At 53.1% G+C, this 24,286-nt stretch carries 20 protein-coding genes and 8 tRNA genes; 10 read left to right on the top strand and 18 right to left on the bottom strand.

The genetic code is table 11. From position 1 onward, the window contains the following. Positions 1 to 16: 16 nt before the first annotated feature. The 13 genes from ACI2I2_RS18620 to nagB all read right to left on the bottom strand — a co-directional run bounded on the left by ACI2I2_RS18620 (position 17) and on the right by nagB (position 7,036). Positions 17 to 91 (bottom strand) — tRNA-Gln (locus tag ACI2I2_RS18620). 34 nt (positions 92 to 125) lie between these two features. After that, positions 126 to 200 (bottom strand) — tRNA-Gln (locus ACI2I2_RS18615). Positions 201 to 236: 36 nt separating this feature from the next. Next, a tRNA-Gln gene (locus ACI2I2_RS18610) sits at positions 237 to 311 on the bottom strand. Positions 312 to 319: 8 nt separating this feature from the next. Next, positions 320 to 396: transfer RNA gene (locus ACI2I2_RS18605), tRNA-Met, on the bottom strand. Between the two features lie 17 nt (positions 397 to 413). After that, a tRNA-Gln gene (locus ACI2I2_RS18600) sits at positions 414 to 488 on the bottom strand. A 32-nt stretch (positions 489 to 520) separates the two neighbouring features. After that, positions 521 to 595 (bottom strand) — tRNA-Gln (locus ACI2I2_RS18595). 23 nt (positions 596 to 618) lie between these two features. Continuing rightward, positions 619 to 703 (bottom strand) — tRNA-Leu (locus ACI2I2_RS18590). Positions 704 to 712: 9 nt separating this feature from the next. Then, positions 713 to 789, bottom strand: a tRNA-Met gene (locus ACI2I2_RS18585). A 246-nt stretch (positions 790 to 1,035) separates the two neighbouring features. Continuing rightward, entirely contained in the window at positions 1,036 to 2,700 is a 1,665-nt protein-coding gene (gene asnB / locus ACI2I2_RS18580; RefSeq protein WP_404659229.1) for an asparagine synthase B, read from the bottom strand. 256 nt (positions 2,701 to 2,956) lie between these two features. Continuing rightward, a complete protein-coding gene (locus tag ACI2I2_RS18575; RefSeq protein WP_404659280.1) occupies positions 2,957 to 3,709 on the bottom strand; it encodes an HAD-IIA family hydrolase in 753 nt (250 codons plus the stop codon). Positions 3,710 to 3,797: 88 nt separating this feature from the next. Then, the gene (locus ACI2I2_RS18570; protein WP_404659228.1) at positions 3,798 to 5,018 is read right to left on the bottom strand and encodes an N-acetylglucosamine repressor; all 1,221 of its coding nucleotides are present in this window, start codon (positions 5,016 to 5,018) and stop codon (positions 3,798 to 3,800) included. Positions 5,019 to 5,026: 8 nt separating this feature from the next. Then, a complete protein-coding gene (gene nagA / locus ACI2I2_RS18565) occupies positions 5,027 to 6,175 on the bottom strand; it encodes an N-acetylglucosamine-6-phosphate deacetylase (RefSeq protein WP_404659227.1) in 1,149 nt (382 codons plus the stop codon). Between the two features lie 60 nt (positions 6,176 to 6,235). After that, positions 6,236 to 7,036, bottom strand: a complete 801-nt coding sequence (gene nagB / locus ACI2I2_RS18560) for a glucosamine-6-phosphate deaminase (protein WP_330984467.1) — start codon at positions 7,034 to 7,036, stop codon at positions 6,236 to 6,238. A 328-nt stretch (positions 7,037 to 7,364) separates the two neighbouring features. Between nagB and nagE the strand changes: the two genes are divergently transcribed. Continuing rightward, the gene (nagE, locus tag ACI2I2_RS18555) at positions 7,365 to 9,386 is read left to right on the top strand and encodes an N-acetylglucosamine-specific PTS transporter subunit IIBC (protein WP_404659226.1); all 2,022 of its coding nucleotides are present in this window, start codon (positions 7,365 to 7,367) and stop codon (positions 9,384 to 9,386) included. A gap of 57 nt (positions 9,387 to 9,443) precedes the next feature. Here nagE and ACI2I2_RS18550 read toward each other — a convergent pair whose 3' ends face one another. Beyond that, the gene (locus ACI2I2_RS18550; RefSeq protein ID WP_404659225.1) at positions 9,444 to 10,358 is read right to left on the bottom strand and encodes a LysR substrate-binding domain-containing protein; all 915 of its coding nucleotides are present in this window, start codon (positions 10,356 to 10,358) and stop codon (positions 9,444 to 9,446) included. Between the two features lie 239 nt (positions 10,359 to 10,597). Here ACI2I2_RS18550 and ACI2I2_RS18545 point away from each other — a divergent pair, with 239 nt between their 5' ends. The 7 genes from ACI2I2_RS18545 (at position 10,598) to chiQ (ending at position 19,018) form a co-directional block, all read left to right on the top strand. After that, a complete protein-coding gene (locus ACI2I2_RS18545) occupies positions 10,598 to 11,959 on the top strand; it encodes an MFS transporter (RefSeq protein ID WP_404659224.1) in 1,362 nt (453 codons plus the stop codon). A 20-nt stretch (positions 11,960 to 11,979) separates the two neighbouring features. Then, on the top strand, positions 11,980 to 12,483 hold the full coding sequence (fae, locus tag ACI2I2_RS18540; RefSeq protein WP_404659223.1) for a formaldehyde-activating enzyme: 504 nt from the start codon (positions 11,980 to 11,982) through the stop codon (positions 12,481 to 12,483). 10 nt (positions 12,484 to 12,493) lie between these two features. Then, the gene (locus ACI2I2_RS18535; protein ID WP_404659222.1) at positions 12,494 to 13,537 is read left to right on the top strand and encodes an aldo/keto reductase; all 1,044 of its coding nucleotides are present in this window, start codon (positions 12,494 to 12,496) and stop codon (positions 13,535 to 13,537) included. Beyond that, the gene (locus ACI2I2_RS18530) at positions 13,534 to 14,979 is read left to right on the top strand and encodes an NAD-dependent succinate-semialdehyde dehydrogenase (RefSeq protein WP_404659221.1); all 1,446 of its coding nucleotides are present in this window, start codon (positions 13,534 to 13,536) and stop codon (positions 14,977 to 14,979) included. Before ACI2I2_RS18535 ends, ACI2I2_RS18530 begins: the two co-directional genes overlap by 4 nt. 170 nt (positions 14,980 to 15,149) lie before the next feature. After that, positions 15,150 to 16,817: a glutamine--tRNA ligase gene (glnS, locus tag ACI2I2_RS18525; RefSeq protein WP_404659220.1), complete on the top strand. Its 1,668-nt coding sequence runs from the start codon at positions 15,150 to 15,152 to the stop codon at positions 16,815 to 16,817. 400 nt (positions 16,818 to 17,217) lie between these two features. Then, the gene (chiP, locus tag ACI2I2_RS18520; RefSeq protein WP_404659219.1) at positions 17,218 to 18,630 is read left to right on the top strand and encodes a chitoporin; all 1,413 of its coding nucleotides are present in this window, start codon (positions 17,218 to 17,220) and stop codon (positions 18,628 to 18,630) included. Between the two features lie 49 nt (positions 18,631 to 18,679). After that, positions 18,680 to 19,018 carry a ChiQ/YbfN family lipoprotein gene (gene chiQ / locus ACI2I2_RS18515; protein WP_404659218.1) on the top strand — a complete coding sequence of 113 codons (339 nt, stop codon included), beginning with the start codon at positions 18,680 to 18,682 and terminating at the stop codon, positions 19,016 to 19,018. 95 nt (positions 19,019 to 19,113) lie between these two features. Here chiQ and fur read toward each other — a convergent pair whose 3' ends face one another. From fur to ybfF, 4 genes are all read right to left on the bottom strand, one after another. Continuing rightward, on the bottom strand, positions 19,114 to 19,566 hold the full coding sequence (gene fur, locus ACI2I2_RS18510; RefSeq protein WP_404659217.1) for a ferric iron uptake transcriptional regulator: 453 nt from the start codon (positions 19,564 to 19,566) through the stop codon (positions 19,114 to 19,116). A 313-nt stretch (positions 19,567 to 19,879) separates the two neighbouring features. Then, entirely contained in the window at positions 19,880 to 20,410 is a 531-nt protein-coding gene (fldA, locus tag ACI2I2_RS18505) for a flavodoxin FldA (protein WP_176504346.1), read from the bottom strand. Between the two features lie 149 nt (positions 20,411 to 20,559). Then, positions 20,560 to 20,853, bottom strand: coding sequence for a LexA regulated protein (gene ybfE / locus ACI2I2_RS18500; RefSeq protein WP_404659216.1), 294 nt, complete (start codon positions 20,851 to 20,853; stop codon positions 20,560 to 20,562). A gap of 131 nt (positions 20,854 to 20,984) precedes the next feature. Beyond that, on the bottom strand, positions 20,985 to 21,749 hold the full coding sequence (gene ybfF, locus ACI2I2_RS18495) for an esterase (protein ID WP_404659215.1): 765 nt from the start codon (positions 21,747 to 21,749) through the stop codon (positions 20,985 to 20,987). A 173-nt stretch (positions 21,750 to 21,922) separates the two neighbouring features. Between ybfF and seqA the strand changes: the two genes are divergently transcribed. Together seqA and pgm are read left to right on the top strand one after the other, a co-directional pair. Further along, entirely contained in the window at positions 21,923 to 22,474 is a 552-nt protein-coding gene (seqA, locus tag ACI2I2_RS18490) for a replication initiation negative regulator SeqA (RefSeq protein WP_404659214.1), read from the top strand. 24 nt (positions 22,475 to 22,498) lie between these two features. After that, complete coding sequence (gene pgm, locus ACI2I2_RS18485; RefSeq protein WP_404659213.1) at positions 22,499 to 24,139, top strand: phosphoglucomutase (alpha-D-glucose-1,6-bisphosphate-dependent); 1,641 nt, start codon at positions 22,499 to 22,501, stop codon at positions 24,137 to 24,139. Positions 24,140 to 24,286 lie beyond the last annotated feature (147 nt).

Here is a 24,286-nt window from a genome sequence, read left to right as displayed (position 1 = left end):
GAGCTTTTCTGTTTATTGGCTGGGGTGCAGGGATTCGAACCCCGGTATGCTGGTATCAGAAACCAGAGCCTTACCGCTTGGCGACACCCCAATAAATTGTTGACTTCACGATGTGAGCAGAAAAGTGGCTGGGGTGCAGGGATTCGAACCCCGGTATGCTGGTATCAGAAACCAGAGCCTTACCGCTTGGCGACACCCCATCAGATTTTCTTTTCGCTGGTACATCGTTTGGAACTTGGCTGGGGTGCAGGGATTCGAACCCCGGAATGCTGGTATCAGAAACCAGAGCCTTACCGCTTGGCGACACCCCAATAAAATATGGTGGCTACGACGGGATTCGAACCTGTGACCCCATCATTATGAGTGATGTGCTCTAACCAACTGAGCTACGTAGCCAGTACTGCATTCTTCGATGGCTGGGGTACCTGGATTCGAACCAGGGAATGCCGGTATCAAAAACCGGTGCCTTACCGCTTGGCGATACCCCAATACCGCGGAGAACCGCTAATCGAAGAAAAAATGGCTGGGGTACCTGGATTCGAACCAGGGAATGCCGGTATCAAAAACCGGTGCCTTACCGCTTGGCGATACCCCATCCGTGCAACGCTTACCTGGGAATGGTGCGGGAGGCGAGACTTGAACTCGCACACCTTGCGGCGCCAGAACCTAAATCTGGTGCGTCTACCAATTTCGCCACTCCCGCAAAAAAAGATGGTGGCTACGACGGGATTCGAACCTGTGACCCCATCATTATGAGTGATGTGCTCTAACCAACTGAGCTACGTAGCCCTCTTTTTTTCGCGTTACCTTATCGGCGTTGCGGGGCGCATTATGCGTATTGAGCTTTGTAGCGTCAACACCTTTTTCACTGAAAATGCCCTGAATGTGACTGTTTGGTTAGGTTGCGAACAGCGTGACGGAATAATCGGCAAAAATGGATTATTTAGGCTAAATCTGACGCTTAAAAAGAACAACGGGCCCCTGAAGACCCGCTGAGTGTTATGGCAAAAACGGACCCCGAAGGGCCCGTTCTGATTATTTATAAGCAGACTGGTGAACACCCACTGCGCGGCCTGACGGATCGTTCATGGTTTTGAACGCTTCATCCCACTCAATCGCCTTCGCAGAGGAGCAGGCGACAGACGGGCCACCCGGCACACATTCTGCTGCGCTTGGCAGTGGGAACAGCTCTTCGAAGATTTCACGGTACAGGTACGCTTCTTTGGAAGACGGCGTGTTATACGGGAAACGGAAGCTTGCGGTTTCCAGCTGTTTGTCGGAAATCTGTTTCGCCGCCACTTCTTTCAGCGTGTCAATCCAGCTGTAGCCCACGCCATCGGAGAACTGCTCTTTCTGGCGCCATGCAACGCTTGCTGGCAGATAAGATTCAAAGCATTCGCGCAGAACGTGTTTTTCCATTTTGCCGTTGCCGCACATTTTATCCTGCGGGTTGATGCGCATCGCCACATCCAGGAATTTCTTGTCGAGGAATGGCACGCGCGCTTCCACACCCCACGCAGACATGGCTTTGTTAGCACGAGCACAGTCAAACATGTGCAGAGCCTGCAATTTACGCACGGTTTCTTCATGCAGCTCTTTAGCGTTTGGCGCTTTGTGGAAATAGAGATAACCGCCAAACACTTCGTCGGACCCTTCGCCAGACAGCACCATTTTGATGCCCATCGCTTTGATTTTACGCGACATCAGATACATCGGCGTGGACGCACGAATGGTGGTCACGTCATAGGTTTCGATGTGGTAAATCACGTCACGAATGGCATCAAGGCCTTCCTGCACGGTGAAATGAATCTCGTGGTGCACGGTGCCAAGGTGGTGAGCGACTTCCTGCGCGGCTTTCAGGTCCGGAGAGCCTTCCAGCCCGACAGCGAAAGAGTGCAGCTGTGGCCACCAGGCTTCTGAACGTTCGTCATCTTCTACGCGACGAGCGGCATATTTCTTGGTGATGGCGGAAATCACGGAGGAGTCCAGACCACCGGAAAGCAACACGCCATAAGGCACATCAGACATCAGGTGGCTTTTTACGGAATCTTCCAGCGCCTGACGCAACTCGTTTTTATCGGTGACGTTGTCTTTCACCGCGTCATAATCAAACCAGTCACGCTGATAATAAGGACGAATTTCACCGTCCTGGCTCCACAGGTAACTACCCGCCGGGAATTCTTTGATGGTGCGGCAAACCGGCACCAGGGCTTTCATTTCAGAAGCCACATACAGGTTGCCGTGCTCATCATGACCCATATACAGCGGGATGATCCCAATGTGATCGCGGCCAATCAGATAAGCGTCTTTCTCACTGTCATACAGGGCGAAGGCGAACATGCCTTGCAGATCGTCGAGGAATTCAGGGCCTTTTTCCTGATACAGCGCCAGGATAACTTCACAGTCAGAACCGGTCTGGAACTGATAGCGGTCACCGTATTCCGCGCGCAGCGCCTGATGGTTGTAGATTTCACCGTTGACCGCCAGCGCATGGGTTTTCTTTTCGTTATACAGCGGCTGGGCACCGGCGTTGACGTCAACAATCGACAGACGTTCGTGAGCGAGGATGGCTTTATCGCTGGCATAAATACCCGACCAGTCCGGCCCGCGATGGCGCATCAGACGGGAGAGCTCCAGCGCTTTTTTACGCAGCTCTACCGCGTCAGTTTTGATATCCAGTACACCGAAAATAGAACACATAGCGACTTCTCCGTTAACCCTGTTGCGTGATGTTGTGTCGTTGCATGCCTTAAAAAATGCCGGAAAGCGGCCACCTAAGCAAGGGAATAAGCAAGGGAAACGAAAATAGTGCAATGAGGATTAGGGAATACTAAAAAACGCGTATGTTTTGCACTGTGTTGTTGATGATTATTCAGTGAATGGCGGTTTTTATTAGATGAATACATGTTTTGTAGGGGCGAAAATAAAAAACCACGTCCTGGGACGTGGTTTGATGTCAGATGACGTCGATCTCGGCGACTGAGGGGTAAATCCATGACGGCCTGAACGGCATGTTGTCGATGTCATCCATGGTTGAGACGCCGGACAGAACCAGAATCGTTTCAAGCCCGGCCTGGAAACCGGCCAGGATGTCGGTGCGAAGGTTGTCGCCGACGATCACGGTTTGCTCAGAGTGCGCCTGCATTTTGTTGAGTGCGGCGCGGATAATCCACGGGCTTGGCTTGCCGACCACAAAGGGTTTGCGCCCGGAGATTTTCTCGATGCCTGCGCAAAGTGCACCGCACGCCGGATAGTAACCACGCCCGTGGGTATCCGGGTTGGTTGCGATAAAACGCGCTCCGTTAGCCACAAAGAAAGCAGCCTTATGCATCATGTCCCAGTTAAAGGAACGGGTCTCACCAACAATCACAAAATCCGGATTCACATCGGTGATGGTGAAACCTGCTTTATACAGCTCGTGGATCAGTGCGCCTTCACCGACCACATAGGCTTTCTTGCCTTCCTGGCGACGCAGAAAATCGGCCGTTGCCATGGCGGAGGTGTAAAACACGCTGTCTGGTACGTCAATACCGGCGGTAGCAAAGCGGTTTGCCAGATCCTGGCCCGTCTGCGAGGGGTAGTTCGTCAGGCAGACAAACGGCATGTTTTTTTCCAGCACCCGCGCCACAAACTCTGCAGCACCGGGAACGGCCACGTTATCGTGCATCAGCACGCCGTCAATATCGCAAATGATGTTCTGAATGGTCATGGACTGTCCGGAGTCTTCTTCTGAGAAAGGCGTAATTATACACATTTACCTCCCGGTCGCCTTTAACACGGGAGGAAGAGGGGAGAGATTAGCCTTCGAGCAGGCGCTGAAGCAGCATCCCGTTCAGCATCGAGCGCTTCACCAGCGCAAAGGCGCCAATGGCGGAGCGGTGATCCAGTGCTGAACGTACGACGGGCAGATTCTGGCGGAATGCTTTTAACGCCTGGGTGTTGATGCAGCCTTCAATGGCAGGCAGCAGCACTTTTTCTGCCTCGGTGATTTCACCGGCGATGACGACTTTCTGCGGATTAAACAGGTTAATGGCGATAGCAATGGTTTTGCCCAAATGACGGCCAACCTGTTCAATCACTTCGCTCGCCAGCGCATCCCCTTTATTGGCCGCTTTGCAGATAGATTTGATAGTGCAGTCATCCGCCGTGACTTTGCTTTGGTAGCCTTTTTCTAACAGGTGACGAACCCGTTGTTCGATGGCGGCATTAGCGGCGACGGTTTCCAGGCAGCCAAAGTTGCCGCAGTGACAGCGTTCGCCCAGCGGATCAACCTGGATATGGCCAATCTCACCCACGTTGCCGTTGCGACCGATAAAGATACGACCGTTAGAGATAATCCCCGCGCCGGTACCACGGTGGACTCGCACCAGAATGGAATCTTCGCAGTCCTGTGTCGCACCAAAGTAGTGCTCCGCCAGCGCCAGGCTACGGATGTCATGGCCGACAAAACAGGTCACTTTAAAGCGTTTTTCCAGCGCGCCGACCAGACCCCAGTTTTCCACCGGAATGTGCGGCATATAGCGGATCACCCCGCTTTCTGGATCGACAAGCCCGGGCAAAATCACCGAGATAGCAATCAGCTCGCGAATTTTACGCTGGCAGTGCTCTATAAAGGTGGCGATGGTGTTGAGCAGCTCGTGCTCAAGCGTTTCCTGCGTGCGCTGCGGCAGAGGATAGTGTTCTTCAGCGATGACTTTAGTGCTGAGATCGTACAGCGTCAGGGTGGTGTCGTGACGACCCAAACGCACGCCGATAGCGTGAAAATTGCGGGTTTCGGTGATGATAGAGATAGCGCGACGGCCCCCGGTGGAGGCCTGCTGATCGACTTCTTTGATCAGGCCGCGCTCAATCAATTGACGAGTAATTTTGGTGACACTGGCGGGCGCAAGCTGGCTCTGTTCAGCAATCTGAATGCGAGAGATTGGCCCGTGCTGGTCAATCAGGCGGTAAACGGCCGCGCTGTTCAGCTGTTTAACGAGGTCAACATTACCAATTTGAGCTTGTCCGCCTGATGTCATACTTTCACTTACTCTGTAACGACCTCGTTACCATTAACGATGGTCTTGGTGATTTTATAATCGCGGGTAAACGCTGTCAGGTTTGCCACCATGCCAGGTGCAATGCTGCCCAGTTGCTTATCAACGCCGATGGCGCGAGCCGGGTAGAGCGTTGCCATACGCAGCGTCTCGTCCAGCGCGATACCACAGTGTTCAACCAGGTTACGCACGCCTTCAATCATGGTCAGGGCAGAACCGCTCAGCGTGCCGTTTTCGTCTACGCACAGTCCATCACGGTAGTATATTGTTTTACCAGCAAAAATGAACTCTTCAATGTTCGCACCTGCCGGTGCGGTCGCATCCGTCACCAGACAGAGCTTGTCGCCTTTCAGACGTTTAGCGTTACGCACGTTGGCGAAGTCGACATGCAGGCCATCCACGATGATGCCGCAATACACGTCAGCTTCATCAAAAATAGCGCCCGCCAGACCAGGTTCGCGGCCAGTGATGTATGGCATTGCGTTATAAAGGTGCGTCGCGAAAGTGATACCTGCGCGGAAGCCCACTTTGGCTTCTTTCAGGGTGGCATTAGAGTGACCCGCAGAGACCACAATGCCCGCGTTGACCAGGCGAGTAATCACATCGGCAGGCACCATTTCTGGCGCCAGCGTGACTTTGGTGATCACATCGGCGTTAGCACACAGGAAATCCACCAGTTCGTTATCCGGCTGGCGGACGTAATCTGGATTGTGGGTGCCTTTCTTCACGAGATTCAGCCACGGGCCTTCAAGGTGCAGACCCAGCGCCTGATTAGGGTATTTGGCCAGGTATTCACGCATCACGCGGATACCCTGTTTCATCAGGTCGTCGCTGGAAGTAATCAGCGTGGGCAGATAGCTGGTGCAGCCTGATTTCTCATTGGCTTTCTGCATAATTTCCAGCGTTTCAACGGTCACCGCATCCGGGCTGTCGTTGAACTGCACACCGCCGCAGCCGTTCAGCTGGACGTCGATAAAACCGGGAGCCAAAATGGCGCCATTTAACGAGCGTTGCTCAATCCCGGCCGGTAAATCCGCCTGTGGGCAGACACGTTCAATCAGGCCATCGGCAATCACAACCGCATGGTCATCCAGAATTTCGTGGCCGCTATAGATTCGGCCCTGAGTTAGTGCATACATTGACTACGACCCCCGGTAATAAAAATGCTACCGCCCCTGAAAACAGAGGCGGAAATTCAATTACAGACCTTTGATGTTTTCAGCTTCTAATTCGTTGAAATACTTCAGGGTCTTCACTTTCAGTTCCATCGTGGACGGCTCGTCGCAGACCATCACCGCTTTCGGGTGCAGCTGCAGACAGCTGATGGTCCACATGTGGTTAACGTTGCCTTCAACCGCAGCCTGCAGGGCCTGCGCTTTCTGGTGGCCCAGCACCAGGATCATCACTTCTTCAGCATCCAGCAGCGTACCCACGCCAACGGTCAGCGCGTATTTAGGCACCTGATTCACATCGCCATCAAAGAAACGGGAGTTTGCCACGCGAGTGTCATGGGTCAGAGTTTTAATACGAGTGCGGGAAGAGAGAGAAGAAGCCGGTTCGTTGAACGCGATGTGACCGTCGTTGCCTACGCCACCCATGAACAGGTTGATTTTGCCGTAAGAGCGGATTTTTTCTTCGTACTGACGGCATTCTGCGTCGATATCTGGCGCGTTACCATCCAGCAGGTTAATGTTTTCTGCAGGAATATCAACGTGGTCGAAGAAGTTACGGTGCATGAAGCTGTGGTAGCTTTCCGGGTGCTCTTTTGCCAGACCCACGTATTCATCCATGTTGAAGGTCACAACATGTTTGAAGCTAACCTGGCCCGCTTTGTGCATCTCAACCAGTGCTTTGTAAGCAGTGAGCGGAGTACCACCGGTTGGCAGACCCAGAACAAAAGGACGATCCGCAGTCGGTTTAAAAGCGTTGATGCGGTTGACGATATGACGCGCGGCCCATTTACCTACTTGTTCAGCTGTCGCCAGGGGAATCAGTCTCATTGTTCACCTCAATAGTTTAATTTAGAAAAGCGTTAGCGGATTGGCACCGACTCTCTGTTAAGAGTAACCTGGTTTCGCCACATGAGGCGGTAATCCGTCCTGATTTTTCGAATGATAAAATAAGTTTTCACTGTTAGCCAGTCGGAAGAGGGGGTGATGACGATATTTGGTGATAAAAATCACAAAAAAGGTGCGTTTAATTTGCGAGACGAATTAATTTTTCACACACTCTGATAGCAGGTCGTACGTCGCTGCGTTGTTAAGAGTAGTCATACTATAAAAAACGGCTTTGACTAAGTCGGTTCGGGGTCTCATAGGGGGAATAAAAGTGAGTGTTCTAGGCTATTTACAAAAAGTGGGTCGCGCACTAATGGTGCCGGTAGCCACGCTGCCAGCGGCAGCCATCCTGATGGGTGTCGGCTACTGGATTGACCCAGTCAGTTGGGGCGGTGATAACGCCTTAGCGGCACTGTTTATTAAATCCGGTTCGGCCATCATCGATCATATGTCTGTGTTGTTTGCGATTGGTGTGGCTTATGGTATGTCCAAAGATAAAGACGGTGCAGCTGCGCTGACGGGCTTTGTCGGTTTCCTCGTATTAACCACCCTGTGTTCACCTGCAGCGGTGTCAATGATCCAGAAGATTCCTTTGGATCAGGTTCCTGCGGCTTTCGGCAAAATCGAAAACCAGTTCGTGGGTATTCTCGTCGGTATTATTTCTGCGGAACTGTACAACCGCTTCAGCGGCGTTGAGCTGCCGAAAGCGCTGTCTTTCTTCAGCGGTCGCCGTCTGGTGCCGATCCTCACTTCCTTCCTGATGATCGCGGTTGCGTTCCTGCTGATGTACATCTGGCCGGTTATCTTCGGTGGTCTGGTGAGCTTTGGTGAGCACATTCAGAAACTCGGTTCTGCAGGCGCAGGTATCTATGCGTTCTTCAACCGTCTGCTGATCCCAGTCGGTCTGCACCACGCGCTGAACTCCGTATTCTGGTTCGACGTTGCCGGTATCAACGATATTCCTAACTTCCTCGGTGGCGCTCAGTCTATCGAAGCAGGTAAAGCGGTTGTCGGTATCACTGGTCGTTATCAGGCGGGCTTCTTCCCGATCATGATGTTCGGTCTGCCGGGGGCGGCGCTGGCTATCTACCACTGTGCGCGTCCTGAGAACAAAGCCAAAGTGCTGGGTATCATGATGGCGGGTGCGTTTGCCGCCTTCTTCACCGGTATCACTGAACCGCTGGAATTCTCCTTCATGTTCGTGGCGCCAGTCCTGTACTTCATCCACGCTGTTCTGACCGGTATTTCCGTGTTCATCGCAGCAAGCATGCACTGGATTGCGGGCTTCGGCTTCAGCGCCGGTCTGGTGGATATGGTGCTGTCCTCGCGTAACCCGCTGGCGACTCACTGGTGGATGCTGATCCCTCAGGGTCTGGTGTTCTTCGCTATCTACTACGTGGTGTTCCGCTTCACCATCACCAAATTCAACCTGATGACTCCGGGTCGCGAACTGGCGGTTGCTGGCAGCGAAGAAGATGGTCAGGACACGAATGTGAGCACTGATAAAGAGCAGGACGCTTCCGCGCTGGCTCGTCAGTACATCGCTGCGGTCGGCGGTTCTGACAACCTGACTGGCATCGATGCCTGTATCACTCGTCTGCGTCTGAGCGTGAAAGACTCTTCACTGGTCAATGAAGCACTGGCTAAACGTCTGGGTGCGTCGGGTGTGATTCGCCTGAACAAAACCAGCGTGCAGATTATCGTTGGTTTCGTGGCAGAGAAAATTGCGAACGCCATGAAAACTACCGGTCACGTTGCAGCAGCAGAAGCCGCGCCAGTGGCAGCCGCTCCGGCAGCAGCAAAACCGCAGGCCGTTCCAAATGCGACAGCAACTATCGCGGCACTGGTTTCACCAGTTACGGGTGAAGTGGTTGCGCTGGAACAGGTGCCTGATGAAGCGTTTGCCAGCAAAGCAGTAGGTGACGGCGTGGCAGTGAAACCCACTGAAAAAACAGTGGTGTCTCCGGCAGCCGGTACTATCGTTAAAATCTTCAACACCAACCACGCGTTCTGCCTGGAAACCGAAAAAGGCGCAGAAATCGTTGTCCACATGGGGATCGATACTGTTGCGCTGAACGGTCAGGGCTTTACTCGCCTGGTGGAAGAAGGGGCCGAAGTCGTAGCAGGTCAGCCAATCCTCGAAATGGATCTGGATTTCCTGAATGCGAATGCACGCTCCATGATTAGCCCGGTAGTGTGCAGCAACATCGACGATTTCAGCGGTCTGGTTATCAAGGCCCAGGGTCATGTCGTGGCAGGCGAAACCGCGCTGTATGAGATTAAAGGCAAATAATCGTTCCTGAGTAAATCTTATGTGCCTTAGCGGCGGGGGAACTCCTCCGCCGCTTTTTTATCCGACTTTGGCGATATCAGCGTAAGCAAAGAGAGCCCAGAAACTGTCAATTTCCGTTTTAAGCCAGTCCCGAAAATAGGCGACGCGCGGCAAGCTTTCTTTCCCCGGTGCCGTTTCCAGCCAATAACCATTCTGACTCTGCAACTCAGTCGTTGAGACCAACACCAGTAGCCCCGCATTCAGCTCATTGCGGATCATCATCTTATCAAGGACAGCAAAACCCGCCCCGGTGACACAGGCATTGATCACCTGATCCTCCGTACTAAATTCCAGCCCACCTTCCTCTAAGTGAACCTGTTGCCCAGAGGCTTCCAGCCAGCGTTCCCAGTTATCTAACCGAACATCGCCATTCAGGATATGCAACTGAGGGTGAAGACTCAGTGGCGGGAAAATACCTTCAATCATCAGCAAGGGACTGGCGACCAGCACCAGCCGTTCGTGGCAAAGCCACTCGCCATGTTGTTGCGCCTGAGAGGGCGTGCCAAAGCGAACTGCGCAGTCAAAATCGCAATATTTTTGCCGTGTTTCGCTGACCAGCGCTATCTGCAATTGGCTGTTCTTTTGACGTAATGCGACCAGCCGAGGGGCTAACCAGCGCGTGGCGAAGGTGGGGGCGACCTGCAAACGCAAATGTTGTAACGGGTTACGCAGCTGAACCTGACTGATACCGCCTTCCAGCATATCCAGCGACTGCCGAACCACCGGCAAGAGCAGCGCGGCGTCCTGCGTCAGCTCAAGCCCGCTGTGCGCGCGAATGAACAACAACTTTCCCAAAAACTCTTCCAACTGCTTTATCTGCCTGCTGGCGGCACTTTGCGTAATACACAGTGCCTGAGCGGCTTTGCTGAGGCTCAGGGTCCGGCAGGTCTCTTCAAAGACGCGCAGGGTGCTGAGCGAGGGCAGTTTTCTCACGATGTTAAGCCTTAATAGTGATCTGAATGTTAATTTATTGTTATCAGATAGCAGCCTTTATACCCGCATGGGTATGACTATTTCTCAGAAAGAGGAGGGCGATCACATGCATTTTACTCATAGGGGTATGCACAGAATGCGCTCGCCAGGTGATGCGTTTGTTGTCATGTTGTTAACCGAAATGAAACATAAAAATTACCCTATCCCTACAAACACAGCGCCTGATGGAGGACGAGTCAATGCAACAACTGACACAACAAGCTGTGCGGATGGATGATGTCCCGTTAAATCGGTTCCATCTTAAAATTGCGGGCCTGACCTTTGGCGCGCACTTCACTGACGGTTACGTACTGGGAGTCATTGGATTTGCGCTCTCACAAATCCGGCCACAGATGGCGTTGACGCCGTTTCAGGAAGGCATGCTCGGCAGCTCTGCACTGCTGGGATTGTTTCTCGGCAGCCTGCTTTTGGGCTGGGTTTCTGATTACATCGGTCGGCAAAAAATCTTCTGTTTCAGCTTCGTGGTGATAACCCTGGCTTCCGCCGCACAGTTTTTTGCCACCACACCGGAGCAGTTATTCTGGCTTCGGGTGCTGGTAGGCTTTGGCCTCGGCGGAGATTTTGCGGTTGGGCATACGATGCTGGCTGAGTTTTCTCCGCGTAAACATCGCGGGGTATTGCTAGGATCGTTCAGCGTTATCTGGACGGTGGGCTATGTCGCCGCAGGCTTTGCCGGGCACTTTATGACCGCACTCGGCCCGGAGGCCTGGCGTTGGTTGCTCGCTTCTTCTGCTGTGCCTGCTTTTATTATTCTGCTGCTGCGCATCGGCACGCCGGAATCGCCTCGCTGGCTGATGGGCAAAGGGCGGCGCGCGCAGGCACTGGATATTGTCCATCGCTATTTTGGCCCGCATGTCCTGCTAATTGATGAGGCCCCCGTGGCTTCTCGCCAGCGTTTCTTGTCGCTGTTTGGACCGAAGTATCGCCGTCGCACCGCTTTTAACAGCCTGTTCTTTGTCTGTCTGGTGATCCCTTATTTTGCGATCTACACCTTCCTGCCTTCGATCCTGACCGTAATGGGGCTTGATCAAAGCTTCGGCACCGATTTGCTGCTCAATGGCCTGCTGATCATCGGCGCACTGCTGGGGATCGTGTTGACGCAGGTCTGTTCTCGTCGCGGCTTCTTAATTGGCGCTTTCGTCTTCCTCGCCGCTTGTCTGGCTTTAATGAGTCTCTTACCGGGAAGCTTCCACATCGGCCTGATCGCTCTGTTTGCCGCTTTCACGCTGATGATGTCAGCCGTCAGCAATCTGGTTGGCGTATTCCCGGCGGAAAGCTTCCCAACCGAAGTTCGCTCTATGGGCGTTGGCTTTGCAACGTCAATGAGCCGCCTTGGGTCGGCTATCGGTACCGCGATGCTTCCACTCTCTATCGTTCATTTTGGGATGCCGGTCACTACCGGCATTCTCGCGCTGATTCTGGTGGTTGGCGCCATTGTTTCTCTTGCATGGGCACCGGAAACCAAAGGTCTCACTTTGGTTGATGCCGCTCATGACCCGCATCAACGTCCTGAAACGCATGCCGTGGTTTCGGCTGAATAACATCATCTGAGGAGTCTCACGTGGAAATGTATATCGGTGAAGGTTTTGAAGGGAATGGCGTCAACGCCTCGCACATTAACATCATGATTGGACCGCGTAACGGCGTCGTTGGGCAAGCATTCTCTTCAAGTCTCGCCTCACCAAGCCAGGGCCACTGCCCGTTTATGGTAGTTATCAAACCTAATATCCCGGCAAAACCGATGACGCTGTATGTCAACAAAGCCGAGATTGGCAGCGAAACCCACGCCAACGCCACCTGGGGTGCGTCACAGGCGGCTATCGCGAAAGCGGTTACCGAAGCGCTACTTGAAGGCGTGTTGCCAGCAGAAGCCGAAAACGAGTGGTGCATTGTGACGGCCAACTGGGTGAATCCTGGCTGCAACGATCTGGATGAGGTTTATCGCAATAACTACAACGCCTGTCGCAATGCGATTCAGGCGGCGATGAAAGGGCTTCCGCAACGTAGCGAAATCGCCGATGCCGTGACCCAACCGTCAAACCCGTTCTATACCCCTAAGGCTTGAGGAACTGAGCATGCAATACATTCATCTGGGAAAAAGTGGCCTGAAAGTCTCCCGTCTGTGTCTGGGTACGATGAACATGGGCAGTAAGCAGTGGAAGCCGTGGATTTTTGATGAAGCACAGAGCGAGCCGCTAATCCGTCACGCACTGGAAAAGGGCGTTAACTTTATCGATCTTGCGGATTTCTACTCCAGTGGGGCGGGTGAAGAAGTGGTAGGGCGCGTAGTTTCGCGCATCGCAAAGCGAGATGAACTGGTGCTGACCACCAAAGTGGGTTACCCGATTGGTGGCGGTGCCAACAATCAAGGGCATTCACGCAAGCACATCATGGAGAGCATCGACGCCAGCCTGCGCCGCCTTGGCACAGACTATGTTGATATCTACATGCTGCATTATTTCGACGTCAATACGCCTGTGGAAGAAACCTGGGCGGCGATGGATGAGATCGTGCGTTCAGGCAAAGCTCGCTATGTCGGCGTGTCGACGATGTACACCTGGCAACTGGCGAAAATTCTCTGGTGCTGTGAACGCAATGGTTATGTCAAACCGATCAATATGCAGCTTCAGCTCAACTGCGCCTACCGCGAAGAAGAGCGCGAAATGATCCCGTTCTGCAAAGATCAGGGACTAGGCGTCTCCGTATTTAGCCCGCTGGCGCGTGGCTTGCTGAGCTGTGATTTTGAGTCAGTACGCAACAAAACAGATTTCTTCACCCAGGAAATGTACGCCGATGCAGTGTCATTAGAAGTGGCGAAGTCAGTCAGCCGCGTTGCTGCGCTGCGTGGTGTGACGCCGGCACAGGTCGCTCAGTCGTGGGTGCTGAGCCACCCTGGCGTTGACTGCATGCTGGTGGGGGCTGATTCGGTCACTCAAATTGACTGCGCGATAGCCGCGATGGAAACCACACTGAGCGCCGACGAACGCTTTGAACTGGAACGTAACTATACCCCGTGTGATGTCATCAACGACTACACCGCAGGGAAACGCATTGCTCGTGACTCACGTCCGGCGCAGGGTGTCTTTATCGATGAATTCAGCACAAGGAAAATCGCATGAGCCGTTTTGACTATCTGGTACGCACCGGCTGGTATTGTGGTGGTGAATGGCGAAGTGCCAGTGAACAGTATCCAGTTATCAACCCGGCAACAGAAGAGACTGTTGCACAGGTGGCGATGGCAGGCAAAAGTGAAACGCTGCAAGCCATTGATTCAGCGACCCGGGCCTTAGCGGGATGGAAAGCCCAAACCGCAGGAGCCCGTGCCAAAATTCTTCAACGCTGGTATCAGTTGATAATGGAAAATCAGCAGAGCCTGGCTGAACTGGTCGTGGCAGAGCAGGGGAAAGTGTTGGCCGAAGCGCTGGGTGAAGTCACCTACGCCGCCAGCTTTATTGAGTGGTTTGCCGAAGAGGGCAAACGCGCTTATGGCAAGACCATCCCGGAAAGCAAAAACGGTAACCGTATCATCACCTTTAAAGAGCCTGTTGGCGTGGTGGCGGCTATCACACCGTGGAATTTCCCGCTGGCGATGCTGACCCGTAAACTGGGCCCTGCGCTTGCTGCTGGCTGTACTGCGGTGATTAAGCCCGCCAATGAAACGCCCCTTTCTGCCTTTGCTTTACTGGCGCTGGCAGAGCAGGCTGGTGTGCCAGCGGGCGTGCTGAATGCCGTGACCGGTGACACCAAAGCCATTGGTGAAACGCTGATGTCCAGCCCTGCGGTACGCAAAATATCGTTCACAGGGTCAACCGCGACAGGCAAATTGTTAATGCGCCAGGCGGCAGATAACGTGAAAAAGCTGTCGCTCGAACTGGGAGGCAATGCGCCATTTATCGTTTTTGATGATGCGGATATCGAAGCGGCGGTAGCGGGCGCGATGGCGGCGAAATTCCGTAACAGCGGGCAAACCTGTGTCTGCGTAAACCGCTTCTATATCCAGAACGGGGTTTATGACCGTTTCGTCACGCGTCTGACAGAAGAGGCGAGTGCTCTGCGTGTTGCGCCAGGTATGACCGAAGGCGCACAACAAGGGCCGCTAATCCACCAGCAAGCCGTGGTGAAAGTGGATTCTCACGTACGTGATGCGCTGAGCAGAGGCGCGAAGCTGATGTGCGGCGGTGAGCGTCATGCGCTGGGTAAGAGTTTTTATCAGCCGACGGTGCTGGCAGAGGTCACTGAAGCCATGCTGATTGCACGTGAAGAGACGTTTGGCCCGGTCGCAGCGTGTTTCCGTTTCGACAGCGAAGAGGAAGTCATCGAACGTGCGAACGCCACGCCGTTCGGCCTCGCCGCTTATCTTTATACCCGGGATTTGGCTCGTGCTTTCCGCGCAACACGCGCACTGGAAAGTGGGATGGTGGGCGTTAATGAAGGGATCATTTCGACAGAAGTGGCCCCGTTCGGCGGCGTGAAAGAATCCGGTCTGGGTCGCGAAGGCGCGGATGTCGGGCTGGAAGAATATCTCGAAACGAAATACATGAATCTGGGGCAGATTGGCTAATGTTCCCGCAGCTTCCTTTCGGCACCCGGAGCCGGAAGGAAGCACCTCCGCACCGTTTTCCGCACATCAGGGGGATAAATCGCCAGTTTTCTGCAACAAACAGTTGTCACACCTCCCGGCTTATAAGATCATATGCCGTTATATGTTGTTTACGCCTTGAGGAACCCGCGATGAGTGAGGCAGAAGCCCGCCCGACTAACTTTATTCGCCAGATTATCGATGAAGATCTGGCCAGTGGTAAGCACACGACCGTTCATACCCGTTTTCCGCCAGAGCCGAACGGGTATCTGCATATCGGTCACGCAAAATCTATCTGCCTGAACTTCGGCATCGCTCAGGATTATCAAGGGCAATGCAACCTGCGTTTCGATGACACCAACCCGGTGAAAGAAGATATCGAATACGTTGAGTCCATCAAGAACGACGTCGAGTGGTTAGGTTTCCACTGGTCTGGCGATATTCGCTACTCTTCTGACTACTTCGATACGCTGCACCAGTATGCGGTCGAACTGATCACCAAAGGTCTGGCGTATGTCGATGAGCTGTCCGCTGACGAAATCCGTGAATACCGCGGCACCCTGACTGCGCCGGGCAAAAACAGCCCATACCGCGATCGCAGCGTAGAAGAGAACCTGGCGCTGTTCGAGAAAATGCGTGCCGGCGGCTTCGAAGAAGGCAAAGCGTGTCTGCGTGCCAAAATCGACATGGCTTCTTCTTTCGTCGTGATGCGTGACCCGGTGCTGTACCGCATTAAATTTGCCGATCACCACCAGACTGGCAGCAAGTGGTGCATCTACCCGATGTACGACTTCACCCACTGCATCAGCGATGCGCTGGAAGGTATCACCCATTCCCTGTGTACGCTGGAATTCCAGGACAACCGTCGTCTGTACGACTGGGTGCTGGACAACATCTCCATTCCGGTGCACCCGCGTCAGTACGAGTTCTCTCGTCTGAATCTGGAATACACCGTGATGTCCAAGCGTAAGCTGAACCTGCTGGTGACCGACAAGCACGTAGAAGGCTGGGACGATCCGCGTATGCCGACCATCTCTGGCCTGCGTCGCCGTGGCTACTCTGCTGCCGCTATCCGTGAATTCTGTAAGCGCATCGGCGTAACCAAACAGGACAACACCATCGAGATCGCCTCGCTGGAATCCTGCATCCGTGAAGATCTGAACGAGAACGCACCGCGCGCGATGGCGGTTATCGATCCGGTTAAACTGGTTATCGAAAACTACCCGCAGGGCGAGAGCGAAATCGTGGCGATGCCGAACCATCCGAGCAAGCCAGAAATGGGCAGCCGTGAAGTGCCGTTCAGCGGTGAGATTTGGATCGATCGCGCTGACTTCCGCGAAGAAGCCAACAAGCAGTACAAGCGTCTGGTGATGGGCAAAGAAGTCCGTCTGCGTAACGCTTATGTGGTGAAAGCTGAACGCGTTGAGAAAGACGCTGAAGGGAATATCACAACCATCTTCTGCACCTACGATGCGGAAACCCTGAGCAAAGATCCGGCTGATGGCCGTAAAGTAAAAGGCGTTATTCACTGGGTGAGTGCACAGCATGCGCTGCCGGTAGAGATTCGCCTGTACGATCGCCTGTTCAGTGTGCCAAATCCGGGTGCTGCGGATGACTTCCTGTCTGTTATCAACCAGGATTCTCTGGTTATCAAACAGGGTTACGCTGAGCCGTCGCTGAAAGCAGCAGAAGCCAGCAAAGCGTTCCAGTTCGAGCGTGAAGGTTACTTCTGCCTCGACAGCCGTTACAGCACTGCTGAGAAACTGGTCTTCAACCGCACTGTCGGTTTGCGTGATACCTGGGCAAAAGCGGGCGAATAATCCGCTGAGTCAAACAAAGAGCGTCGCCTGGTGCGGCGCTTTTTTTATGACATTTTCGTGATGCGAATTAATATCATTTAGTGTGATGTAACACTGACAAGTGCCTGTTACATTTTCCCGCCAGAAATCTTACCTGTACGCCGAAATAAGCTGTTTCCTTGCGGCTTCTCACGTTTTCTTCTGAAATCCCTCTTTGTAACAAAACGCAATCAAATATGTGCGCACTGTCATACTCTTGCGTATTCGTGCGGAAAAAGGATTGATAATTCGCGTCGCGAAAAATAGTCTAGGAGACGTAGCTTTAGGAGAATTCTTCCCGCTACTTTTTTGGCAGTGCTTATTTTTTTATCGCTTTCTCGCCTTTGCGAGAGCGTTTTTAAAAGTCAAAGAGGATATACACATGCGTACGTTCAGTGGCAAACGTAGTACGCTGGCGCTGGCTATTGCCGGGGTCACCGCAATGTCGGGCTGGGTTGCTTCCCCGCAAGCCAGTGCAGCAGGATTCGTAGACGATTCAACCTTAACCGGCGGCATCTATTACTGGCAGCGTGAGCGTGACCGTAAAGACGTGACCGACGGCGACAAATACAAAACCAACCTTTCTCACTCCACCTGGAACGCCAACCTCGATTTCCAGTCTGGCTATGCTGCTGATTTTATCGGTCTTGATATTGCCGCTTTCACCGCTATCGAAATGGCGGAATCTGCAGAAAGTGGGCACCCGAACGAAATCGCGTTCTCTTCTATCAATAAAGCCTACGACGAAGATTACTCTGGCGATAAGAGCGGGATCAGCCTGTATAAAGCGGCCGCTAAATTCAAACTTGGTCCAGCCTGGGCGCGTGCGGGTTATATCCAGCCAACCGGTCAGACGCTGTTAGCGCCACACTGGAGCTTCATGCCAGGTACTTATCAGGGTGCAGAAGCCGGGGCAAACTTTGACTACGGTGATGCGGGCGCACTGAGCTTCTCGTACATGTGGACCAACGAGTACAAGGCGCCATGGCACCTTGAGACCGACAATTTCTATCAGAACGACAAGAAAACCAAAGTCGATTATCTGCACTCCATCGGTGCGAAATATGACTTTAAAAATGACCTCGTGCTGGAAGCCGCTTTCGGTCAGGCGGAAGGCTTTATGGATCAGTACTTCGCCAAAGCCAGCTACAAATTTGATGTGGCGGGCTCTCCACTTTCTACCAGCTATCAGTTCTACGGTGCGCGTGACACGGTAGAAAGCAACACCATCAACGATATCTATGACGGCACCGCATGGTTGCAGGCTCTGACCTTCGGCTACAAAGTGGCTGACGTCGTTGACCTGCGTCTGGAAGGGACCTGGGTTAAAGCGGAAGGGCAGCAGGGTTACTTCCTGCAGCGTATGACGCCAACTTACGCTTCCTCCAACGGTCGCCTGGATATCTGGTGGGATAACCGTTCAGACTTCAACGCCAACGGCGAAAAAGCGGTCTTCCTCGGCGCAATGTATGACCTGAAAAACTGGGATCTGCCAGGCTGGGCTGTGGGCGCGTCCTATGTCTACGCGTGGGATGCTAAGCCTTCTGACTGGTTTATCAACAGCGCCGGTCAGCGTGAAGACATGGCTTCCAACAAAATCAAAGAGTCCTCTTACAGCCTTGATGCGATGTATACCGTTCAGGAAGGCCGTGCGAAGGGCACCTTGTTCAAGCTGCACTTCACTCAGTATGACAACCACTCAGACATCCCAAGCTGGGGCGGCGGTTACGGCAACATGTTCCAGGATGAGCGCGACGTGAAGTTCATCGTCATCGCACCGTTTACCATCTTCTGATCCGTCACGCGGCAGGCGTAATGTTTGCCGCGTAACCTGAGGCCATACTATGAAAAAATTGATTCTCATCGCTGTCATGGCATCCGGGCTGGTGGCTTGCGCGCAACCGCCTGCCCCGAAAGAGGACAGTAAACTGAAAGAAGCTTATAGCGCTTGTATCAATACGGCAGAAGGCAACCCGGATAAAATTCAGGCCTGCCAGAGCGTGCTGGATGTCCTGAAACAGGAAAAAGTGCATAAGCAGTTTGCCGATCAGGAAAGCGTGCGCACCCTGGATTATCAGCAGTGTATTCAGGCAACCCGTACTGGCAATGATCAGGCTGTGAAAGCGCGTTGCGACAAGATCTGGCAGGAAATTCGTAGTAACAATACGACCACCAAGCCGTAATTTCAGTTTTATTACTCTGTTATCGCCAAACAGAAAAATCGCCAATAAAAAAGCCAACCGCGAGGTTGGCTTTTATCGTTCTGTGGGGCTAAGAATTATTTCTCAGCCGCATCGTGTGCGTGTTCATCTTCACGGCAGTCGCCTTCTGCGCAGTGACCGTAAAGATACAAGCTGTGGTTGGTCAGACGAATGCCGTGTTTCGTGGCGATTTCGCGCTGACGCGCTTCAATGGAATCATCACTGAATTCAATAACCTTGCCACAGTCGAGGCAAATCAGGTGATCGTGGTGATGTTGTTGTGTCAGTTCGAAAACAGATTTACCGCCTTCGAAATTATGGCGGGTGACAATGCCGGCGTCGTCGAACTGGTTCAGAACGCGATAAACCGTTGCCAGACCAATTTCTTCGCCCATGTCGATAAGGCGTTTATAGAGGTCTTCCGCACTGACATGGTGATTGTCCGGCTCCTGAAGCACTTCCAGAATTTTTAAACGAGGAAGCGTGACTTTCAGGCCGGCTTTCTTCAATGCGGTATTGTTGTCAGTCATGCGGAATCAGTCCTGTTGCTATACGATACACTTCCTTATCAGGAAGCATTACTAAGAATGAATTCAGGATAATGCGTCTCATTATAGAACTGCCGTACCTAAATGAAAACCGCAATCCCTGAGCAAAGTATGCTTTTCAAAAACGAGGCGTCCGGCAAAGCGAAACCTCAGACCTCGTCAAAACAGTGGACATTGTACAGACATGTGCTCAAAAGTTAAAAATTTGTAGCGATTAATTTGATTGCTTTTAGCTATTAATGTCACACAACCTATCGCTAATACGGCGCAGCGCAGGCGCTGCGCCGTCACCCAATCAGGCGTTTTTAATCTCTTCGAGGTGCAACTCTTCAGAAATCTGCTTAACCCATTTCTGAACGCGCTCTGCGGTCAGTTCTGGTTGACGGTCTTCGTCAATCGCCAGACCGACAAAGTGATCGTCATCAGCCAGGCCTTTAGAGGCTTCAAAATGATAGCCCGCTGTTGGCCAGTGACCGACGATAGTTGCGCCGCGTGGCTCAATGATGTCTCGGATTGTGCCCAGTGCATCACAGAAGTACTCTGCGTAATCTTCCTGGTCACCACAGCCAAACAGGGCGACCAGCTTGCCGTTGAAGTCTACCTCTTCCAGTGTTGGGAAGAAGTCGTCCCAGTCACACTGCGCTTCACCGTAATACCAGGTCGGAATACCCAGCAGCAGAATATCGAACCCTTCGAGATCTTCTTTGCTGCTCTTGGCAATGTCATGCACTTCAGCAACGTCTTTCCCAAGCTGCTTCTGAATCATCTTCGCGATATTTTCGGTATTGCCGGTGTCGCTGCCGAAGAAAATGCCTGTAATTGCCATGAGTAAAATAACCTCTTGAAACGTATTGAAATGGTGGTGGAATGTTGCCCACAGATAAAGGCAATGATAGCAGGAGGTGAAGTGCGCGGAAACAGCAAACGCGCTGGACTGCACTCTCTGCTACATGAAAGTGACGTTTTGCTGGATTTTCAGACAAGTTCCTGGCGATGAAGATCGGCCAGTTGTTGCATCAACATCTCTTCGATGAGTTCGCTGCGGCTCATGTTTCTGGCATCAGCCAGTTCGTTCAGCGCATCAACGGCGTCGTTATTGAGCTTCAGCTCAACTCGCTTGAGACCTTTACTCTTGTCACGTTTAAGCTGGTTGCGCTTATTAATGCGTAACTGTTCGTCGCGTGAGAGCGGATTGGTTTTCGGCCTTCCCGGGCGACGCTCATTTGCGAACAAATCTAATGTCGTTCGGTCCGTTTGTTCTTTTGCCATGATTCAGAGTGACTTCGGGGAAACAAGCCGCCGGACGACAGGCCCGGCGCAGATAGCGCGCAATCATACATCAGCGAACCCCGCACGCCAACGCCGTGAGCGACATTGGCGTGCGGTCGCTCGCATTTTAATCATTCAGCCAGATAACGGCGAATGGCGCGGAGCACAGCGTCCGGTTTTTCGGCGTGCACCCAGTGTCCTGCGCCCGCAATAATATGCGCACGGGCTTGCGGGAACTGAGAGAGCAAATCATCACGATACTCTGGCGTGACGTACGGTGAATTTCCGCCAGGGATGAACAGGGCAGGGGGGTTCCATGCGGGAACAGTCTGCCAGCCAACAATATTGGCATACTGATCCCACAAAACGGGCACGTTAAAGCGCCATGCGCCATCGACAAACGACTTCAGCAAAAACTGAATCACGCCTTCTTCATTAAGATGTTCGCGCATCACTTCGGCGGCTTTCTGACGTGTTGCCACGCCCGCTTCGGTCACGGCGTTAATGGCCGCAAAAATCTCATCGTGACGACGTACGTGATAATCCACGGGGGCGATGTCGATAGCGACCAGCTTATCCACGCGATTCGGTGCTAGCGCCGTGAAGGCCATCACTGCTTTTCCGCCCATTGAATGGCCAATCAGCGTGGCCTTTTCAATATTCTGTGCGTCAAGGGTATCTAAAAGATCCTGGGCCATCGCGGAGTAAGTCATTTCTGATGAACGCTCGGACAGGCCGTGGTTGCGCATATCGACTTGCAGGATGTCATGGTCGCTCACGAGGTCTCGGGCGAGTATCCCCAAGTTATCCAGACTACCAAAAAGGCCGTGGACCAGGACGATGGGAGAATTATTGTGCGGGTTTTGTGCAGTTTGCGCTCGGGTATGTAAATTCATGGCAAAGTTCTTTTTTTCGCTTCGTCGGGTTAGGGTATCATGTTGAACATTCTGCCGCCCGGCTGCAACACTCAGTAGTCGTCTGAGTTTTTGCCGACACGCTATCCGCTGTTGGGTTTTGACTTTATAATCCCAACGACTTGTATTCAGAAAAGATATATCACTGGATTAAGATGAAAACGATCGAAGTTGATGACGAACTCTATGCCTTTATCGCTAGCCACACCCGGCACATCGGCGAGAGCGCATCCGACATTTTGCGGCGCATGCTGAAATTTTCCGCCGCTTCGCAACCCGCAGCAACCGTGGTCAAAGACGCGCCGGTTCAGCCTGCTGCACCGGTCGTCGCCGCCGTGAAAAAAGTCTCCTCGCCGAAAGATAATGTTCGCGCCGTGCGTGAACTGCTGCTTTCCGACGAGTACGCCGAGCAGAAAAAAGCGGTTAACCGCTTCATGCTGGTGCTGACTACACTTTACTCCTTAGACAGCAAGGCATTTGTTGAGGCCACCGAGTCACTGCATGGTCGTACGCGTGTTTACTTCGCCGCTGATGAAGCGACGCTGCTGAAAAACGGCACGCACACCAAGCCGAAGCAAGTGCCTCAGACGCCGTACTGGGTCATTACCAATACCAATACTGGCCGTAAATGCAGCATGGTTGAGCACATCATGCAGTCAATGCAGTTCCCCGCGGAATTGATTGAAAAGGTTTGCGGCACAATCTAACCCTTGCATAAGAAGGACCAGGCAATGGCAACTCATAACCGTGCGGGTCAGCCTGCACAACAGAGTGATTTGATTAACGTCGCCCAACTGACGTCTCAGTACTATGTGCTGAAGCCGGAAGCAGGCAACGCAGAACACGCAGTGAAATTCGGCACGTCCGGTCACCGCGGGAGCGCAGCTCGCCATAGCTTTAACGAACCGCATATTCTGGCGATTGCCCAGGCGATTGCGGAAGAACGTGCGAAAAATGGTATCACCGGGCCATGCTACGTGGGTAAGGATACTCACGCCTTGTCAGAGCCGGCGATCATTTCCGTACTGGAAGTCCTGGCCGCTAACGGCGTGGACGTGATTGTGCAGGAAAATAACGGCTACACCCCAACCCCTGCCATTTCGAATGCCATCCTGGTTCATAACAAAAAAGGGGGCCCACAGGCCGATGGGATCGTGATTACGCCGTCCCATAACCCGCCGGACGATGGTGGCATCAAATACAATCCACCGAATGGCGGCCCGGCTGATACCAACGTCACCAAAGTGGTGGAAGACCGTGCGAACGCCCTGATGGCGGACGGCCTGAAAGGGGTGAAACGCCTTTCACTGGATGCAGCGTATGCGTCTGGTCATATTAAAGAGCAAGATCTGGTGCAGCCGTTCATTGAAGGCCTGGCCGATATTGTTGATATCAAAGCGATTCAGAAAGCGGGCCTGAAGCTGGGCGTTGATCCGCTGGGCGGTTCCGGGATCGAATACTGGAAACGCATTGCCGAGTTCTACAAACTCGATCTGACTATCGTCAACGATCATGTCGATCAGACTTTCCGCTTTATGCACCTCGATAAAGACGGCGCGATCCGTATGGACTGCTCCTCTGAGTGCGCGATGGCCGGTCTGTTGGCGCTGCGCGATAAGTTCGATTTGGCTTTCGCCAACGACCCGGATTATGACCGTCACGGCATCGTCACGCCAGCTGGCCTGATGAACCCGAACCACTACCTGGCTGTGGCTATTAATTACCTGTTCCAGCATCGCCCGCAGTGGGGCAAAGATGTTGCGGTGGGTAAAACGCTGGTCTCTTCTGCAATGATTGACCGCGTGGTTAACGACCTTGGCCGTAAACTGGTGGAAGTGCCGGTAGGCTTCAAATGGTTTGTTGACGGCTTGTTCGACGGCAGCTTTGGTTTCGGCGGCGAAGAGAGTGCGGGCGCGTCATTCCTGCGCTTCGACGGCACGCCATGGTCTACCGATAAAGACGGCATCATCATGTGCTTGCTGGCCGCAGAAATCACCGCTGTCACTGGCAAGAACCCGCAGCAGCATTACGACGAGCTGGCCGCTCGCTTTGGCGCGCCAAGCTACAACCGTCTGCAGGCTTCTGCAACTTCCGCACAGAAAGCCGCGCTGTCTAAGCTTTCCCCAGAAATGGTGAGCGCTAACACGCTGGCCGGTGACCCAATCACCGCACGCCTGACCGCAGCTCCGGGTAACGGCGCTTCCATCGGCGGCCTGAAAGTGATGACCGAGAACGGCTGGTTCGCGGCTCGTCCATCGGGCACCGAAGACGCCTACAAGATTTACTGTGAAAGTTTCCTCGGCGCGGAACACCGTAAGCTGATTGAGAAAGAAGCCGTAGAGATTGTTAGCGAAGTGCTGAAAAACGCCTAGGTAAACAGCAAAAACCTTCTCAAGGCGCCAATCGGCGCCTTTTTCTTTACAACTGTAGATACTGTTATGCCACGCAAGCATTTTCTGTGTGCAACGTGGCATCGAACGGGCGTCCTGATTTCAGGACGCCGTACGCCACTTGTGCCA

The organism is Scandinavium sp. NPDC088450 (genome assembly GCF_044900545.1).
In the GTDB taxonomy this organism is placed as follows: domain Bacteria; phylum Pseudomonadota; class Gammaproteobacteria; order Enterobacterales; family Enterobacteriaceae; genus Scandinavium.
The sequence above is the reverse complement of the archived record's forward strand: the minus strand, read 5'-3'. Positions and strand labels throughout refer to the sequence as shown.

Excerpts from the sequence above, each read along its gene's own strand:
- asnB (WP_404659229.1), bottom strand. The coding sequence starts at position 2,700 with ATGTGTTCTATTTTCGGTGTACTGGATATCAAAACTGACGCGGTAGAG.
- ACI2I2_RS18575 (WP_404659280.1), bottom strand. The coding sequence starts at position 3,709 with ATGACCATTCAGAACATCATTTGCGATATTGACGGCGTGCTGATGCAC.
- ACI2I2_RS18570 (WP_404659228.1), bottom strand. The coding sequence starts at position 5,018 with ATGACATCAGGCGGACAAGCTCAAATTGGTAATGTTGACCTCGTTAAA.
- nagA (WP_404659227.1), bottom strand. The coding sequence starts at position 6,175 with ATGTATGCACTAACTCAGGGCCGAATCTATAGCGGCCACGAAATTCTG.
- nagB (WP_330984467.1), bottom strand. The coding sequence starts at position 7,036 with ATGAGACTGATTCCCCTGGCGACAGCTGAACAAGTAGGTAAATGGGCC.
- ACI2I2_RS18545 (WP_404659224.1), top strand. The coding sequence starts at position 10,598 with ATGCAACAACTGACACAACAAGCTGTGCGGATGGATGATGTCCCGTTA.
- ACI2I2_RS18535 (WP_404659222.1), top strand. The coding sequence starts at position 12,494 with ATGCAATACATTCATCTGGGAAAAAGTGGCCTGAAAGTCTCCCGTCTG.
- ACI2I2_RS18530 (WP_404659221.1), top strand. The coding sequence starts at position 13,534 with ATGAGCCGTTTTGACTATCTGGTACGCACCGGCTGGTATTGTGGTGGT.
- glnS (WP_404659220.1), top strand. The coding sequence starts at position 15,150 with ATGAGTGAGGCAGAAGCCCGCCCGACTAACTTTATTCGCCAGATTATC.
- chiP (WP_404659219.1), top strand. The coding sequence starts at position 17,218 with ATGCGTACGTTCAGTGGCAAACGTAGTACGCTGGCGCTGGCTATTGCC.
- chiQ (WP_404659218.1), top strand. The coding sequence starts at position 18,680 with ATGAAAAAATTGATTCTCATCGCTGTCATGGCATCCGGGCTGGTGGCT.
- fur (WP_404659217.1), bottom strand. The coding sequence starts at position 19,566 with ATGACTGACAACAATACCGCATTGAAGAAAGCCGGCCTGAAAGTCACG.
- fldA (WP_176504346.1), bottom strand. The coding sequence starts at position 20,410 with ATGGCAATTACAGGCATTTTCTTCGGCAGCGACACCGGCAATACCGAA.
- ybfE (WP_404659216.1), bottom strand. The coding sequence starts at position 20,853 with ATGGCAAAAGAACAAACGGACCGAACGACATTAGATTTGTTCGCAAAT.
- ybfF (WP_404659215.1), bottom strand. The coding sequence starts at position 21,749 with ATGAATTTACATACCCGAGCGCAAACTGCACAAAACCCGCACAATAAT.
- seqA (WP_404659214.1), top strand. The coding sequence starts at position 21,923 with ATGAAAACGATCGAAGTTGATGACGAACTCTATGCCTTTATCGCTAGC.
- pgm (WP_404659213.1), top strand. The coding sequence starts at position 22,499 with ATGGCAACTCATAACCGTGCGGGTCAGCCTGCACAACAGAGTGATTTG.